Here is a 15821-nt window from a genome sequence, read left to right as displayed (position 1 = left end):
CATGACGCTCGCACTCGATGATCTGCCGGCCGTCGACGGCGCGCGGCTGTGGCGCGCGCTGACCGCGATGGCGCAGATCGGCGGCACCTCGAAGGGCGGCGTGCGCCGTCTCGCGCTGAGCGAAGAGGATCGGCGCGGCCGCGACCTGTTCGCGCAGTGGTGCCGCGACGCGGGCCTCGCGGTCAGCGTCGATGCGATCGGCAACCTGTTCGCGCGGCGCGCGGGCACGGAGGCCGGCGCGCCGCCGGTGCTGGTCGGCAGCCATCTCGACACGCAGCCCGAGGGCGGCCGCTTCGACGGGGTCTACGGCGTGCTGGCCGCGCTCGAACTGGTGCGCGGCCTGAACGACGCGGGCATCCGCACGCGCAAGCCGATCGAGCTGGTCGTCTGGACCAACGAGGAGGGCGCGCGCTTCGCGCCCGCGATGCTCGGCTCGGCGGTGTTCACGGGCGCGCTGGCGCTCGACGCGGCGCTCGCGGTGCGCGACGCCGAGGCGATCACGCTCGGCGACGCGCTCGACCGGATCGGCTATCGCGGCGCGCGCGCCGCGACCGGGCAGCGCGTCGACGCGTATTTCGAGGCGCATATCGAGCAGGGGCCGGTGCTGGAGGCGAGCGGCGCGGAGATCGGCGTCGTCACGGGCGGGCAGGCGATCCGCTGGCTCGACGTGACGCTCGTCGGCCAGCGCGCGCACGCGGGCACGGCGCCGATGGGCTACCGGCGCGACGCGCTGTTCGCGTTCGCGGACCTTGCGGCCGGCATCGAGCGGGCGCTCGACGCCTATGCGCCGCGCGGCCTCGTGACGATCGGCTGCGTCGCGATTCCGGATGGGTCGCGCAACACGATCGCGGGCGAGGTCCGCTTCAGCGTCGATCTGCGCCATCCCGACGATGCGCAGCTCGACCGCATGACCGAGGCCGTGCGCGAACTGTGCGCGCGGGTCGCGGCCGCGCGCGGCGTGCGGGCCGAGGTGGCGACGCACTGGACCAGCGCCGCGACGCCGTTCGATCCGGCCTGCGTCGCCGGCGTCGCGGCGGCGGCCGATGCGCTCGGCTGCGTGCACGAGCGCATCGCGAGCGGCGCCGGGCACGACGCGATCCATCTGGCGCGCCATTGCCCGACCGCGATGGTGTTCATCCCGTGCGTCGGCGGCCTGTCGCACAATGCGGCGGAAGACGTGCTGCCCGCCGACGCGACCCGCGGCGCGCAGGTGCTGGCGGCGGCCGTGCTCGCGCGCGCGGGCGTCGCCGCCTGAATGCCGCTCCCGCTTGACCGTGCGCGCGCGAGCGCGCCCCAGACAGAAGGAACCGACCCATGCTGACATTCTTTCATCCTGACCAGACCCTGCATCATCCGCGCAACTACTATTCGCGCGGCCGCATGCGCACGCCGCAGGAGGTGCCGGCGCGCGCCGAGCGGCTCGTCGCGGCCGCGCACGCGCTCGGCTTCGAGGTGCGCGCGCCGGGCGACTTCGGGGTCGCGCCGCTCGCGGCGGTGCACGACATGAACTACCTGCGCTTCCTCGAAACCGCGCATCGCGACTGGACCCGATTGCCCGAGGACTGGGGCGACGAGGTGATGTCGAACATCTTCGTGCGCGAGCCGAACGCGCTGCGCGGCGTGCTCGCGCAGGCGGGCCGCTATCTGGCCGACGGCAGCTGTCCGGTGGGCGCGGCGACCTGGCGCGCCGCCTACTGGTCGGCGCAGAGCGCGCTCGCGGCGGCGGCGGCGGTGCGCGCGGGCGCGCGCGACGCCTATGCGCTGTGCCGGCCGCCGGGCCACCATGCGCGCGCGGACGCGGCGGGCGGCTTCTGCTACCTGAACAACGCGGCGATCGCGGCGCAGGCGCTGCGCGCGGACGTCGAACGGGTCGCGATCCTCGACACCGACATGCATCACGGGCAGGGGATCCAGGAAATCTTCTATGCGCGGCGCGACGTGCTGTACGTGTCGATCCACGGCGATCCGACCAACTTCTATCCGGCCGTCGCGGGCTTCGACGACGAGCGCGGCAGCGGCGCGGGCGCGGGCTACAACGTGAACCTGCCGATGCCGCACGGTTCGAGCGAGGCGGTGTTCTTCGCGCGCGTCGACGACGCGCTGCGCGAACTCAAGCGTTTCGAGCCGGACGCGCTCGTGCTGTCGCTGGGCTTCGACATCTATCACGAAGACCCGCAGTCGCAGGTCGCGGTGACGACGGACGGCTTCGGCCGGCTGGGCGGCCTGATCGGCGCGCTCGGCGCGCCGACCGTGATCGTGCAGGAGGGCGGCTACCACCTCGACAGCCTGGAGGCCAACGCGCGCGCGTTCTTCGAGGGGTTCGGCGCCGCGCGGCGCTGATGGCGCGCGGCGCCGGCCGCGTCAGTGTGAGACGAACAGCAGCCAGGCGCCGCACGCGAGCGCGACCGCGCCGTACACCGCGTAGACGGGCAGCCTGAAGCGCGCGAAGCACAGCGTCGCGAAGGCGCCCGTCATCCAGTACACGGGCTCGGCCGGCACCTTCACGACGATCCGCAGCACCGCGACCAGCAGGAACGCGGTGGTGGACGTGCGCAGCAGCCGCATGCCGTGCGCGAAGCGCGGATCGTGCTGCAGCCGGCGCACGTGACGCTGCGCGAACACGACGAGGCAGCCGGACGGCACGAACAGCGCGACGGTGGCGAGCAGCGCGCCGCTCCAGCCGTCGGTCAGATAGCCGAGGAACGGCACCACGTTGAGCAGCGGGCCGGGCGAGACCGGCGACAGCGCGAAGGCGAGCGTGAAATCGTGCTCGCTGATGCCGGTGCCGGGCGTGACGAACAGCGTCTTGAGCACCGGCAGCGCGGAGAAGCCGCCGCCGAACAGGGTCATGCCGGCGCCGGCGAGGCGCGGCCACAGCAGGCGCGCCGCGTAGTCGCCCGGCATCGGCAGCGCGAACACCGCGACGAGGAGCGCGAGCGCGACGAGCAGCCGGCGCTCGCGCGCGCGCAGCGCGACGTGCAGCCGCTTGCCGGGCTCGGCGCAGGTGAGCCAGCCGGCCGCGAAGGCCGCGGCGAGGATCACGACGAAGGCGGCGGGGCTGTGCGCGAGCGCGAGCAGGAGGGTCGCGCAGACGGCGACGCCGCGTTCGAGCGGCGCGCGCACGAGCGTGCGCACCTGCCGGAACCAGGTCACGCCGATCAGCGCGGCGAGCACCATGCTGAAGTGGCGCAGCATGACCGGCCCGGCGAGCGTGCGGATGAGCGGGGTCTGGTAGAAGATCGCGAACAGCGTCATCAGCACGAAGAACGGCAGCACGCTCGCGACGCCGGCGGTCCAGGCGCCGGCGCGGCCGCGCAGCGTCTGGCCGAGCTGGATCGCGACGTTGCAGCCGACCGGCCCGGGCACCATCCAGGCCAGCGCGACCAGATCGGCGAACGCGTGGGGACCGATGCGGCGTTCGTGGTCGACGTAATGGCGCTGGAGCTGCGCCATCATCGCGAGGCCGCCCCACGACAGCGCGGAGATGCCGGCCATGACCTTGAACAGTTCCCACAGCGACTCGCGTTCGCTGGTTTCGACGGCATCCAGGCTGAGCATGATGGCGTTCTGGCTCTCTCGACGGCGTGCGCGGCCCGCGTGCGCCGATCGGGAAATTGTGCGACGCGCGTCAGGCGGCGGATATGAGCGGAAACACTATGGCGTTTCCCCGTTTGATCAGAGGAAAGCGGCGGGCGGCGGATCAGTTCGCGTCGGAGGGATCGCGGGTCACATCGGCCGCGTGGCGGCGTTCGCCCAGGCGCGCGCCGTCCGCGCCGCGCACGCCGAAGCGCGCGAGCAGGGCGGGGATGCCGTCGGCGGGCACCGGCCGCGAGAACAGGAAGCCCTGCGCCTCGATCTGGCCGAGCGCGGCGAGCCAGGCGATCTGCTCGTCGGTCTCGGTGCCCTCGACCACCACGGTCAGGCCGAGCGAGCGCGCGAGATGGACGATCGACGCCACCATCACGCAGACGCTGCGGTCGCCCGGGATCGCCTGCACGAACGAGCGGTCGACTTTCAGCGTGTCGACCGGGAAGCGGTGCAGGTAGGACAGCGACGAGTAGCCGGTGCCGAAGTCGTCGAGCGCGATCCGCAGGCCGAGCTGCTTGAGCGCGGTGATCTTCTCGGACACCAGTTCCGGATACTCCATCATCGCCGTCTCGGTGATTTCCAGTTCGAGCCGGCTCGCCTCGACGCCGGTTTCGCGCAGCGTGCTCGAGATCGTGTCGATCAGGTCGCCGCGCCAGAACTGGACGGGCGAGATGTTGACGGCGAGCGTCAGCGTCGCGTGGCCGTCGCGCTGCCAGAGCGCGAGCTGCTCGCACGCGGTGCGGATCACGAAGTCGCCGATCGGCACGATCAGGCCGGTCGATTCGGCGATCGAGATGAATTCGTTCGCGGAGATCACGCCGTGCTCCGGATGGTTCCAGCGCGCGAGCGCCTCGAAGCCGGTGATGCAGCGCAGCGTCAGGTCGATCTTCGGCTGGTAGGCGAGGAACAGCTGGCCTTCGGCGAGCGCGACGCGCAGCTGCTGCTCCCAGCGCATCAGGTGATCGGCGCGATGCGACAGGTGCGGGGCGTAGAACTGGTAGCAGTTCTTGCCGGCGTCCTTCGCGCTGTACATCGCGAGGTCGGCCTTCTTGAGCAGATCGATCTCGCTCTCGTTGGCGACCGAGTGCAGCGCGATGCCGATGCTCGCATGCAGCACGAACGCGCTGCCGCGCACTTCGAACGGTTCGCCGAACATCTTGATGATGGTTTCCGACAGGCGCACCGCGTGCCGCTCGACGTCGTCGCCCTTGACCACCACCACGAACTCGTCGCCGCCGATCCGCGCGAGCGCGCCTTCGTCGCGGACCGCGCCCGCGAGCCGCGCCGCGGTCATCTGCAGCACCACGTCGCCCGCGTTGTGGCCGAGCGTGTCGTTGACGGTCTTGAAGTTGTCGAGGTCGATGAACAGCAGCGCGAGCCGCGCGAGACTCGACGGCAGCGCGACGTCGTTGCGCAGCCCGCGCAGCGTCGCGTAGCGGTTCGCGAGGCCCGTCAGCAGGTCGTATTCCGCGAGCTGGGTCATCTCGCGCTCGCGGCCGAGCAGCTTGCCGATCAGGCCCGTCGCGACGCCGAAGAAGGCCAGCATCGCGAGCGTGATGAAGGTCGTCATCAGCAGGTAGATGTTGCGCGTGTGATGGTAGTCCGAGAACTCCTCGGTCTGCGACAGCCCGACCATCACGCCGAGCGGATAGCCATCGAGGTGGCGGTACGACACGATGCGCGCGACGTTGTCGATCGGATCGACATAGGTGCCCGACGCGCGTTCCGCGACCGGGTACACGCCGGATGCGGAAAACGCGCCCGGCGCGTTGTCCAGCGAGCCGGTGCGGCGCGCGAGCACCGCGCCCGTGTCGGACACCACGGCGATCACGCCGTCCCGCCCGATCGCCGCGTTGTTGTAGAAGTCGCTCGTGAAATAGCTCGGGTCCTCCGACACCACCACGATGCCCGCGAACGAGCCGTCGGGATGGTTGAGGCGGCGCGTGATCTGCAGCGTCCAGTGGCCGGACACGCGGCCGAGCACCGGCTTGCTGATGTACAGCAGGTCGGCGCTGTTGTGCTGGTGCACCTTGAAGTGCTCGCGGTCCGACAGGTCGATCGGGCGCGGATTGGGGTCGGAGGTGTTGGCGATCAGCTCGCCGCGCGCGTTGACGATCGAGACCTGGACCAGCGTGTCGCTCGGCACCACGCCTTTCTCGACCGTGGCCGACAGGTTGAAGTGGTCCGGTGACTTCTCGAACTCGTACTTCACGAAACGGGTGATCTGGTCGACCTGATGGATCGCCTTGATGGTGTGCTGCTCGAGCGCGGTCGACAGGATCGCGGCCGACGCGGTGGCTTCCCGGTATGCGCTGTCCTTCTCGACCGAGAGGCGCGCGACGATCACCGCCCACAACAGCACGAGCGCCAGGATCCCGAGCACCGGGATGGCGAACAGGGCGCGTCGCCGCGGTTTGCGCGGCACGCGCGGCGGCCGCACGATATGCGGGGCCGGGGGCCGAGAGGCACTCATCGGACGGTCAGAATCCTTGCGCGCAGAGGCGTCCCGCAGGAAGCCGAATTCAATGATGGGCCGCGCTGGCAGCGGATTAGGCCCGATATTACTGAATGGTCCGAAATTAAGATAGCTGGTCTGAGATATCAGCTTGATCAAGGGGGGCGCGGGAAGCGGGAGTCCGCCGCGGCGGACTCCCGGGGAGCCTTACCGGAGCCGGATCCGGCCGTCGATCACGGTGACGGCCGGGCCGCCGATCCAGATTTTCCCGGAGGCGTCGTCGTAGCGGACCGCGATGCGGCCGTCGCGGCCGATCGCGGTGCCCTGGCGGGCGGTGTAGGCGGGGCCGGGACGCCGCCCCTGGCGGTCGAGCAGGCCCGCGATGGCTGCGTTGGCGCTGCCGGTGACGGGATCCTCGCCGATCCCGAATGCGTCGCCCGTCATCAGGCAGCGCACCTCGAAGGTGGCGGGGCCGTCGGCCGGATGCGGCGCGTAGGCGGCGAGCCCGGCTGCGCCGACCGAGGCGGCGAGGCGCTTGAGCGCGTCGAAGTCCGGCTGCAGCGCGAGACAGTCCGCCGCGCGCGCGAGCCGCACCACGAGCCACGGCGCGCCGTTGTCGACGCCGTGCGGCGTGGCGTCGAATTCGATCGCGCCGGTGCGCAGCGCGGCCGCGAGCGCCGGGTAGTCGCGCTCGGGCAGGGGCGTCAGGCGCGCGGGCGGCGCGGCGAACGCCCAGCCGCCCGCGTCGTCCTCGGCCAGCTCGACGAGCCCCGCGCCGCACTGCTGGACCAGCCGGCCCGGCGTGCGCGGCGCGCCGCCGGCGTCGAGAAACGCGTGCGCGCTGCCGAGCGTCGGATGGCCGGCGAACGGCAGCTCGCCGCCCGTCGTGAAGATCCGCACGCGGTAATCGGCGGCGGGATCGGTCGGCGCGCACAGGAACGTCGTTTCCGACAGGTTGGTCCAGTGCGCGATCGCGCGCATGTCGGCGTCGCCCAGCGCATCCGCGTCGAAGACGACGGCGAGCGGATTGCCCTTGAACGGCGTCGACGTGAACACGTCGACCTGCTTGAAGCGGACCATCCCGTCGCGGAGGGAATCGCTCACGCGACCTCGGCGATCAGTTCGATCTCGACGCACGCGCCGAGCGGGATCTGCGCGACGCCGAACGCCGAGCGCGCATGCTTGCCCGCCGCGCCGAACACGTCCGCGATCAGCTCCGACGCGCCGTTGGTGACGAGGTGCTGCTCGGTGAACTCGGGCGTCGAATTGACGAGGCTCATCACCTTGACGATGCGCGTGACCTTGTTGAGGTCGCCCGTGTGCGCGTGCAGCGTGGCGAGCAGGTCGATCGCGACGCTGCGCGCGGCGGCCTTGCCTTCCTCGGTGCCGAGCGTCGCGCCGAGCTTGCCGGCCCATACCTTGCCGTCCTTCTTCGCGATGTGGCCGGACAGGAACACGGTGTTGCCGGTCTGGGCGCTCATCACGTACGCGGCGGCGGGCGCGGCCGCGGTGGGCAGCTCGATGCCGAGGGTCTTGAGGGTGTCGTAGACGTTTGCCATCGGGGGAAATCCTCGCAGGACAGGGGGAAGGGATGCCCGCGGCGCGAGCCGGCGGGCGGAGGGCGCCGCGCGCGCCGACGGGGCGCGCGCGGCGCGGTATCACAGGCGTTCGCGGATCAGCGCGCCGAGCTGGGCGATGCCGGCCTCGATCTTCTCGGGCGGCACCGTGACGAACGACAGGCGCAGCGTGTTGGCCTGGGCGTCGTCCGCGAAGAACGGCGCGCCCGGCACGAACGCGACGTTGCGGGCGATCGAGGCGTCGAGCAGCTGCATGCTGTCGAGCCCGGCGGGCAGCTTGACCCAGATGAACATGCCGCCTTCGGGGCGGTTCCAGCTCACGCCTTCCGGCATGTGGCGCGCGAGCGACGCGAGCATGGCCTCGCATTGCGCGCTGTAGAGCTGGCGGATGGTCGGGATGTGGGTGTCGAGGAAGCCGTCGCGGATCACTTCGTACGCGATCCGCTGCGTGAGCGACGGCGTGTGCAGGTCGGTCGCCTGCTTCGCCTGCACGAGCTTGAAGTGCAGTTCCTCGGGCGCGATGATGTAGCCGATCCGCAGGCCGGGCGCGAGCACCTTCGAGAACGTGCCGAGGTGGACGATGTGGTCGGGCGCCATCGACAGCATGCTCGGCAGCGGCTCGCCCGCGTAGTTGAGCGCGCCGTACGGATCGTCCTCCAGCACCGGGAACGGGCTCGACTGCGCGAACGCGGCCAGCGCCCGGCGGCGCTCGACGGGCGTGCGGCGGCCGGTCGGGTTCTGGAAATTCGGTTGCGCGTACAACAGGCGCGCGCCGCGCGTCAGCTCGGGCGTGAACTGGTCGGGCAGCAGGCCGGCGTCGTCGGTTGGCAGCTGCACATAGCGCGGCTCGTACAGCGAGAACGATTGCAGCGCGCCGAGGTAGGTGGGGGTTTCCACCAACACCGGGCTGTCCGGATCGATCAGCACCTTGCCGAGCAGGTCGAGCGCCTGCTGCGAGCCGGTCGTGATCAGCACCTGCGACACCCGCACCCGGTAGCGCTCGGCGATCCATTCGCGCAGCGGCAGGAAACCTTCCGTCGCGCTGTACTGGAGCGCCGCGCCCGGCGCGTCGCGCAGCACCCGATCGGCGGCCTCGCGCATCCGTTCGGCCGGGAAGGTCGCGGGCGAGGGCAGGCCGCCCGCGAACGAGATCACCTCGGGACGTTCCGTCACCTTCAGGATCTCGCGGATCGCGGAGCTGGTCAGCTTGCGCGCGCGCTGGGAAAGCGGCCAGTTGGACGGCTGCAGGTCATTCGGTTTCATAGTCTCCTCTGTCTTCGTCATCAGGGTCGGTCAGGTCGAAGCCGTCATTATCGCTTGCCGGTTCAGCTCGCGCGAGCGGCTTGCTGCGAGGCGGGCGGGGCGGATGGGACGGGCGCGGTGCCGACGGCCGCGCGGCGGCCGAGCATCACGGTGGCGATCACGGCCGCGGCGAACAGCCAGGTCGACGGCGCGACGCGCTCGCCGAACAGCAGCGCCGAGAAGGCGATCGTGAAGAAGATCTGCAGCAGCTGCACCTGGCCGACGCGGGCCGTGCCGCCGATCGCGAGCCCGGCGTACCAGGCGAAGAAGCCGATGAACTGCGAGAACAGGGTCACGTAGCCGAACGCGAACCAGATGCGCAGCGGCACCGGGCCGGGGTGCGTGCTGAAGTGGGTCCAGCCGAGCCAGCCGACCGGCAGCACGAGCACCGGCGCGGACACCACGAGCGCCCAGCAGATCACCTGCCAGCCGCCGATCTGGCGCGCGAGGCGCGCGCCTTCCGCATAGCCGAGCGCGCCGATGCCGACCGCGACCAGCATCAGCAGGTCGCCGGGCTGCAGCGCGCCGCCGCCGTCGCGCAGCGCGAACGCGATCACGAGCGCGCTGCCGGTGAGGGCGCTCACCCAGAAGGCCTTCGACGGCCGCTCGCGCGACAACCACGCCGCGTACAGCGCGACGAACAGCGGCTGCAGGCCGTTGACGACCGCGCCGTGCGCGGCGGGAACGCTGCGCATCGCCCAGGCCGAGAACACCGGATAGGCGATCACCACGCCCGCCGCGACGACCGCGAGGCTTTTCAGCTGCGCGCGGTTCGGCAGCGGCTCGCGCCGCCAGGCGAGCAGCGCGGCGGCCGGGACGGCGGCGAAGAGGGCGCGGCCGAGGCCGTTCAGCAGCGGATGGAAGGTCTCGACGACGACGCGCGTCATCGGCAGCGTGAGGCTGAAGATCATCACGCCGAGCAGGCCGAGCAGCATGCCCCGGGTTTCGCGTGAATTCATGACGGCAGGGTCTCCGGTGAGGGGAAGCGTGGATGGATGGCGTCAGCGCAGCGTGCGCGGGCCGTGCGGCGTGTCGAACTCGGCGACGAGCGCCGCGGCGCCCGGCGCGGCGGCAAGATCGAGCAGGTGGCCGGCGTCGAGCCAGCGCAACTGCTCGCGCACCGTTTCCGGTTCCGGATGGACCGCCCGCAGCGCGCGCAACGCGACGCCGTCGTCGCGCAGCGCGGCGGACGGGTGGCGGGGGCTGTCCCACTGGATCAGCGACGGCAGGACGCCGTCGCCCGCCTCGCGCCAGGCGGGCCAGCCGCCGTCGGCGGGCACGGTCAGGCCCCATCCGTAGTCGCCGCGCGCGAGCGCCACGACGGGCGGGATCCGTTCCGGATATTGGCGTTGCCAGACCGCAAGCCGGCGCGGCCGCTCGACCTGCGCGACCCAGTGCGCGAGATACGGGCCCTGTTCGAGCCGGGCCCGGGTGGTGGGCGCGTCGAGCGTGAACCAGCGCGGGCGCGACTCGCCGGCGGGGGCCTGCGGGTCGATCGCGATCACTTCCAGGTAGGCGCCGCCCCAGAGCCCGAACAGCCGGTTGTGGGTGCGCATCAGCGGATGCGCGCCGCCGCCGGACGGTTCCAGCCCGAGCGCGTCGGCGACGTGCGCGACGCCCTCGTCCAGCGTGCGGGCCGCGACGACGAGGTGATCGAGTTTCAGCGAATGGACGGCCATGACAAGAAAACGGGGTTTGAACGGGCGAAGCCGCCGGAGGCGGCCCGGAGAGACGGCGCGGCGGGACGCGCCGGGATGGAAAAACTGTAATCGCGCGCACCTGCACAGTAACGGTACAATCGGCGCGATACTCTTCGGTACAGTTCAGTTTGGGGTGCACGATGTCCACGGTTCCGCTCGACCAGATTCCCGTTCCGCATGACACGTCGACGCTGACGCTGGTCGATCAGCTGGTCCAGTGGGCGCGCCGCCGGATCGACGAGCGGGTGTTCCGGCCGGGGATGCGGATGCCCTCGATCCGCAAGCTCGCGATCGACAAGAGCGTGTCGCGCTTCACTGTGGTCGAGGCCTACGAGCGGCTGGTCGCGCAGGGCTATCTCGATTCGCGGCGCGGCTCCGGCTTCTACGTGCGCGAGCGCGCGGGCGCGCAGCCGGGCGGGCTGGCGGCGCGCGGCCCGAGCGAGGCGGGCGGCGTGCACAACACGATCGACGTGGTTTGGCTGCTGCGCAACATGCTGCACACGGCGAGCCCCGAGAAGGGGCCGGGGCTCGGCTACCTGCCGGGTCGCTGGCTCGACGGCGAGCTGATCACGAGCGCATTGCGCGCGCTGGGCCGGCAGGCGGGCGCGCAGATGCTCGGCTTCGGCACCGCGCAGGGCTTCCTGCCGCTGCGCCAGCAACTGCAGACCCGCCTCGCGGAACTGGAGATCGGCGCGACGCCGGATCAGCTCGTGCTGGTGTCGGGGATCACGCAGGCGATCGACCTGATCGCGCGGGTGTTCGTGCGGCCGGGCGACGCCGTGATCGTCGGCGATCCGGCGTGGTTCCAGATGTTCGGCCGCTTCGCGTCGCAGGGCGCGCAGCTGGTGGGCGTGCCCTACACGCCGGACGGCCCCGATCTCGACGCCCTGGAAACGCTCGTGCAGATGTGGCGGCCGAAGATGCTGGTCATCAATTCGGTGCTGCAGAACCCGACCGGCACGTCGCTGTCGGCCGCGCAGGCGTTCCGCATCCTGAAGCTCGCGGAGGCCTACGATTTCCTTGTCGTCGAGGACGACGTCTACGGCGACCTGTGCCCGCCGAGCTATCCGGCCACGCGGCTCGCGAGCCTCGACCAGCTCAAGCGGGTGATCTACCTGGGCAGTTTCTCGAAGACGCTCGCCGCGAACCTGCGGGTCGGCTACGCGGCGTGCGCGCCCGAGATCGCGCGGGCGCTCACCGACCAGAAGATGCTGGTCGGCATGACCACGCCCGAACTCAACGAGCGGGTGCTGTACAAGGTGCTGACGGAAGGGCATTACCGGCGGCACGTCGAGCGGCTGCGCGCGCGGCTCGACGGCGTGCGCGACAAGACCGCGCGGATGCTCGAACGCAGCGGGATGCGGCTCTTCACGATGCCGGCCGCGGGGATGTTCCTGTGGGCGGACACGGGCGTCGACTCCGACGCGCTCGCGGCGGCCGCGCACGAGGCGGGCTTCCTGCTCACGCCGGGCAGCCTGTTCTCGCCGCAGCAGTCGCCGTCGACGTGGACGCGCTTCAACGTGGCCAACTGCGGGGATCCGGCGCTCGCGACGTTCCTCGCGCGTTATCTCGACTCGGTGGCGCGGCGCGTGGTGGAGGCGGGTTCAGCCTGAGGGCGGCGGACGCCTGTCGCGCAGCGTGCGGGCGCGCTTCCAGATCCGGAGGCCGATGAACGTCCCCGGCGCCGCGGCGATGAACGAGCAGCCCAGCAGGTAATAGACGTCGACCCGCGCGGAGGCTTCGCAGCAATGCGCGTCGAACAGGTCGTCCAGCCACAGTGAGAATTCGACGGGCGGCGGCGGGATGGCGATGGGATGGCGGCCCCACCAGTACGCGACCGCCAGCGTGGCGAAGATCTGCCACAGTGCGCGAGACCTGACCTGGCGAGACGCTTCATCGGACCGTTACCGTGCCGTGCCGGCCATCTGCCGGTCGGTTCGAGGAGCGCCCGTCGCGTTCCAAATGGCGGTGGCGCATGGCGAGTATTGATGGAAGCGGGCAGGACCGGCCATTACACCGCAAGCCCGCCGCCGGAACATGAGATCATTCGCAAACTCAGCCTCTTGAAAACGGCGCGCGCATCCTCATCTGGGGCGCGGTCGTGCATCGCGTGTCCGGGCCCGCCGCTCGACACGCCGCCGGTTTTTGAAATGATCGCAATCGAAGGATAGACAGATGACTCAGCAAACCATGAGCTTTCAGGCCGAGGTCAAGCAGCTCCTCCACCTGATGATTCATTCGCTGTACAGCAACAAGGAAATCTTCCTGCGCGAACTCGTGTCGAATGCGTCCGACGCAGCCGACAAGCTGCGCTTCGAGGCGCTCGAGAACGGCGCGCTGTACGAGAACGATCCGAACCTGCGCATCCGCATCGGCTTCGATCCCGCCGCCCGCACCCTTACGATCGACGACAACGGCATCGGCATGAGCCGCGACGAAGCGATCGCGAATCTCGGCACGATCGCCCGCTCGGGCACCAAGGAATTCTTCTCGAAGCTGTCGGGCGACCAGCAGAAGGACGCGGCCCTGATCGGCCAGTTCGGCGTCGGCTTCTACTCGGGCTTCATCGTCGCCGACCGCATCACGGTCGAGACCCGCCGCGCGGGCCTGCCGGCCTCGGAAGGCGTGCGCTGGGAAAGTGGCGGCGAGGGCGACTTCTCGATCGACGCGATCGAGCGCGCCGCGCGCGGCACCACCATCACGCTGCACCTGCGCGAAGGCGAGGACGAGCTGCTGTCCGCGCATCGCCTCAAGTCGATCGTGCGCAAGTACTCCGATCACGTCGCGCTGCCGATCCTGATGCAGCAGGAAGCGTGGGACGCCGAGAAGGGCGAGATGGTCGCGAAGGACGAAGACGAGACCGTCAACCAGGCGAGCGCGCTGTGGACCCGCGCGAAGAGCGAGATCACTGACGAGCAGTATCAGCAGTTCTACCAGCACCTCGCGCACGACCACCAGAATCCGCTCGCGTGGACCCACAACCGCGTCGAGGGCCGCAGCGAGTACACGCAGCTGCTGTACGTGCCGTCGCATGCGCCGTTCGACCTGTGGAACCGCGATTATCGCGGCGGCCTCAAGCTGTACGTGAAACGCGTGTTCATCATGGACGACGCCGAGCAGCTGCTGCCGCAATACCTGCGGTTCGTGAAGGGCGTGGTCGATTCCGCCGACCTGCCGCTCAACGTGTCGCGCGAGATCCTGCAGGAAAGCCGCGACGTGAAGGCGATCCGCGAAGGCGTGACGAAGCGCGCGCTGTCGATGCTGGAAGAACTGGCGAACGCCGAGGACGATGCGGGCAAGGAACAATACCGCACGTTCTGGAGCGCGTTCGGCCAGGTGCTGAAGGAAGGCGTGGGCGAGGATCAAGCGAACCGCGAGCGCGTCGCGAAGCTCGTGCGCTTCGCCTCGACGCACGGCGGGACCGATGCGCAGGACGTGTCGCTCGCCGACTACGTCGCGCGCATGAAGCCCGAGCAGACCCGGATCTACTACGTGACCGCCGACACCTGGCAGGCCGCGACGCACAGCCCGCACCTCGAGGTGTTCCGCAAGAAGGGCGTCGAGGTGCTGCTGCTGACCGACCGCGTCGACGAGTGGATGCTGTCCTACCTGCAGGAATTCGACGGCAAGCCGCTCGCGAGCGTCGCGCGCGGCGACCTCGATCTCGGCGCGCTCGACGACGCGGAGAAGAAGGCGCAGGAAGAGACGGGCGAGGCGTTCAAGCCGCTCGTCGAGAAGATGAAGGAAGCGCTGGGCGACAAGGCGAAGGACGTGCGCGTCACGTTCCGGCTGACCGATTCGCCGTCGTGCCTCGTCGCCGACGACCACGACATGAGCGGCTACCTGCAGCGCATGCTGAAGGCGGCGGGCCAGAGCGGGCCGGCGATGCAGCCGATCCTCGAGGTCAACCCCGAGCATCCGCTCGTCAAGCAGCTGCAGGCGGACAGCCCCGAGTTCGGCGACTGGTGCCATCTGCTGTTCGACCAGGCGCTGCTCGCGGAAGGTGGTGCGCTCGAAGATCCGGCGAGCTTCGTGAAGCGGACCAACACGCTGCTGCTGTCGCGCGCGGCGTGATCGTGACGCGGTTCGACGCGGCCGGCGCCGGCTGGCGCGCGACGCCGCGTCCCGGTTGCTCGGCCGCGCAGAAGGACTGGCTGACGCGCGGCGGTTCGCTGACCGCGCATCTCGCGGGGCTCGGCCCGGTGACGGTGCGTGTGACGCGCGAGATCGTCGGCGTGCCGTGGGCCGACGAGCATGCGGCGCTCGCGCGCGGGCCGCGCGTGCCGATGTGGGTGCGCGAGGTCGTGCTGGCGGTGGACGGCGTGCCGTTCGTCGCCGCGCACAGTCTCGCGCCGCTCGCCGCGAGCAAGGGCGTGTGGCAGGCGATGCGGCGTTTGCGCACGCGGCCGCTCGCCGAACTGCTGTACAGCGATCCGCAGGTCACGCGCTCCGCGCTCGTGAGCCGGCGCGTGATCGCCGGGCATCCGCTTCATGCGCTGGCGCTGCATGCGCTCGCGCCGCGCGAGGCCGCGCCGCATGCGCTGGTCGCGCGCCGCTCGGTGTTCGAGCGGCATGGGGAACCGTTGATGGTGACGGAGTGCATGCTGCCGGCACTGTGGCGGCATCTGGCCGCGCGCGAGGCCGGCGCGCCGCGCGCGGACGGTGCCGTGCCGGGCGCAAGAGGATGCCGATGACGTTCAAGCGCTGCTTTTCCCCGGTGGTCGATGCGCGCACGCGCGTGCTGATCCTCGGCAGCCTGCCGGGCGAGCGCTCCCTGGCCCACGGCCAGTACTACGCGCATCCGCAGAACAAATTCTGGCTGCTGGTCGGCGCGGTGATCGGCTGCGATCTGGTCGCGCTGGCCTACCCCGCGCGGCTCGATGCGCTGCGCGAACACCGGATCGGGCTGTGGGACGTCGTGGCGGAAGCGCGGCGCGCCGGCAGCCTCGACAGCAACCTGCGCGATCTCGCCAGCAACGATCTGATCGCGCTGATCGGAACCCTGCCCGATCTGGCGGCGATCGCCTTCAACGGCGGCACCGCGGCCAAGGTCGGCACGAAGACGCTCGGCGAGGCGGCGCAGCGCTATCAACTGCTTGGCCTGCCGTCGAGCAGCCCCGCGCATGCGTCGGTTTCCTATGCGGCGAAGCTCGACGCGTGGCGCGCGCTGCAGCGCTACGCGGGGCGTTGATACCCCCG

General features: G+C 70.7%; 13 protein-coding genes. 6 read left to right on the top strand and 7 right to left on the bottom strand.

The features are described from left to right. Window position 1: 1 nt before the first annotated feature. Together AC1RQF_RS16795 and AC1RQF_RS16790 are read left to right on the top strand one after the other, a co-directional pair. Window positions 2–1255 carry a Zn-dependent hydrolase gene (locus AC1RQF_RS16795; protein WP_492872511.1) on the top strand — a complete coding sequence of 418 codons (1254 nt, stop codon included), beginning with the start codon at window positions 2–4 and terminating at the stop codon, window positions 1253–1255. Window positions 1256–1314: 59 nt separating this feature from the next. Then, entirely contained in the window at window positions 1315–2340 is a 1026-nt protein-coding gene (locus AC1RQF_RS16790; protein ID WP_273998513.1) for a histone deacetylase family protein, read from the top strand. A gap of 21 nt (window positions 2341–2361) precedes the next feature. Here the strand turns inward: AC1RQF_RS16790 and AC1RQF_RS16785 are convergent, their stop codons facing one another. The 7 genes from AC1RQF_RS16785 to AC1RQF_RS16755 form a co-directional block, all read right to left on the bottom strand. Further along, a complete protein-coding gene (locus AC1RQF_RS16785; RefSeq protein ID WP_273998511.1) occupies window positions 2362–3558 on the bottom strand; it encodes a chromate transporter in 1197 nt (398 codons plus the stop codon). A gap of 142 nt (window positions 3559–3700) precedes the next feature. Further along, entirely contained in the window at window positions 3701–6061 is a 2361-nt protein-coding gene (locus tag AC1RQF_RS16780) for a bifunctional diguanylate cyclase/phosphodiesterase (protein WP_273998509.1), read from the bottom strand. 189 nt (window positions 6062–6250) lie between these two features. Further along, entirely contained in the window at window positions 6251–7123 is an 873-nt protein-coding gene (locus AC1RQF_RS16775) for a PhzF family phenazine biosynthesis protein (RefSeq protein WP_492872561.1), read from the bottom strand. A gap of 20 nt (window positions 7124–7143) precedes the next feature. After that, entirely contained in the window at window positions 7144–7602 is a 459-nt protein-coding gene (locus AC1RQF_RS16770; RefSeq protein WP_273998508.1) for a RidA family protein, read from the bottom strand. 99 nt (window positions 7603–7701) lie between these two features. After that, the gene (locus AC1RQF_RS16765) at window positions 7702–8883 is read right to left on the bottom strand and encodes an aminotransferase-like domain-containing protein (RefSeq protein WP_273998507.1); all 1182 of its coding nucleotides are present in this window, start codon (window positions 8881–8883) and stop codon (window positions 7702–7704) included. A 62-nt stretch (window positions 8884–8945) separates the two neighbouring features. Next, entirely contained in the window at window positions 8946–9881 is a 936-nt protein-coding gene (locus tag AC1RQF_RS16760; protein WP_273998506.1) for a DMT family transporter, read from the bottom strand. A gap of 42 nt (window positions 9882–9923) precedes the next feature. Beyond that, on the bottom strand, window positions 9924–10601 hold the full coding sequence (locus tag AC1RQF_RS16755; RefSeq protein WP_492872510.1) for a VOC family protein: 678 nt from the start codon (window positions 10599–10601) through the stop codon (window positions 9924–9926). Window positions 10602–10762: 161 nt separating this feature from the next. On the opposite strand from AC1RQF_RS16755, the gene AC1RQF_RS16750 reads away from it, so the two are divergent. The 4 genes from AC1RQF_RS16750 (at window position 10763) to AC1RQF_RS16735 (ending at window position 15813) form a co-directional block, all read left to right on the top strand. Further along, window positions 10763–12235 (top strand): aminotransferase-like domain-containing protein, encoded by a 1473-nt coding sequence (locus AC1RQF_RS16750; RefSeq protein ID WP_273998504.1) that lies wholly within the window; start codon window positions 10763–10765, stop codon window positions 12233–12235. Window positions 12236–12797: 562 nt separating this feature from the next. Next, complete coding sequence (gene htpG, locus AC1RQF_RS16745) at window positions 12798–14696, top strand: molecular chaperone HtpG (RefSeq protein WP_492872509.1); 1899 nt, start codon at window positions 12798–12800, stop codon at window positions 14694–14696. Between the two features lie 2 nt (window positions 14697–14698). Next, window positions 14699–15316, top strand: coding sequence for a chorismate--pyruvate lyase family protein (locus AC1RQF_RS16740; RefSeq protein ID WP_492872508.1), 618 nt, complete (start codon window positions 14699–14701; stop codon window positions 15314–15316). Further along, a complete protein-coding gene (locus AC1RQF_RS16735; RefSeq protein ID WP_492872507.1) occupies window positions 15313–15813 on the top strand; it encodes a DNA-deoxyinosine glycosylase in 501 nt (166 codons plus the stop codon). Before AC1RQF_RS16740 ends, AC1RQF_RS16735 begins: the two co-directional genes overlap by 4 nt. Window positions 15814–15821: the final 8 nt, after the last annotated feature.

It is taken from the genome of Burkholderia sp. GW821-FHT14F03 (assembly GCF_058803765.1).
Note: the sequence above shows the minus strand (reverse complement) of the source record. Positions and strands in the feature narration are given on the sequence as shown.

What these genes read in the sequence shown, in the direction of transcription:
- AC1RQF_RS16795 (WP_492872511.1), top strand. Translation starts at nt 2, where the DNA reads ATGACGCTCGCACTCGATGATCTGCCGGCCGTCGACGGCGCGCGGCTG.
- AC1RQF_RS16790 (WP_273998513.1), top strand. Translation starts at nt 1,315, where the DNA reads ATGCTGACATTCTTTCATCCTGACCAGACCCTGCATCATCCGCGCAAC.
- AC1RQF_RS16785 (WP_273998511.1), bottom strand. Translation starts at nt 3,558, where the DNA reads ATGCTCAGCCTGGATGCCGTCGAAACCAGCGAACGCGAGTCGCTGTGG.
- AC1RQF_RS16780 (WP_273998509.1), bottom strand. Translation starts at nt 6,061, where the DNA reads ATGAGTGCCTCTCGGCCCCCGGCCCCGCATATCGTGCGGCCGCCGCGC.
- AC1RQF_RS16775 (WP_492872561.1), bottom strand. Translation starts at nt 7,123, where the DNA reads ATGGTCCGCTTCAAGCAGGTCGACGTGTTCACGTCGACGCCGTTCAAG.
- AC1RQF_RS16770 (WP_273998508.1), bottom strand. Translation starts at nt 7,602, where the DNA reads ATGGCAAACGTCTACGACACCCTCAAGACCCTCGGCATCGAGCTGCCC.
- AC1RQF_RS16765 (WP_273998507.1), bottom strand. Translation starts at nt 8,883, where the DNA reads ATGAAACCGAATGACCTGCAGCCGTCCAACTGGCCGCTTTCCCAGCGC.
- AC1RQF_RS16760 (WP_273998506.1), bottom strand. Translation starts at nt 9,881, where the DNA reads ATGAATTCACGCGAAACCCGGGGCATGCTGCTCGGCCTGCTCGGCGTG.
- AC1RQF_RS16755 (WP_492872510.1), bottom strand. Translation starts at nt 10,601, where the DNA reads ATGGCCGTCCATTCGCTGAAACTCGATCACCTCGTCGTCGCGGCCCGC.
- AC1RQF_RS16750 (WP_273998504.1), top strand. Translation starts at nt 10,763, where the DNA reads ATGTCCACGGTTCCGCTCGACCAGATTCCCGTTCCGCATGACACGTCG.
- htpG (WP_492872509.1), top strand. Translation starts at nt 12,798, where the DNA reads ATGACTCAGCAAACCATGAGCTTTCAGGCCGAGGTCAAGCAGCTCCTC.
- AC1RQF_RS16735 (WP_492872507.1), top strand. Translation starts at nt 15,313, where the DNA reads ATGACGTTCAAGCGCTGCTTTTCCCCGGTGGTCGATGCGCGCACGCGC.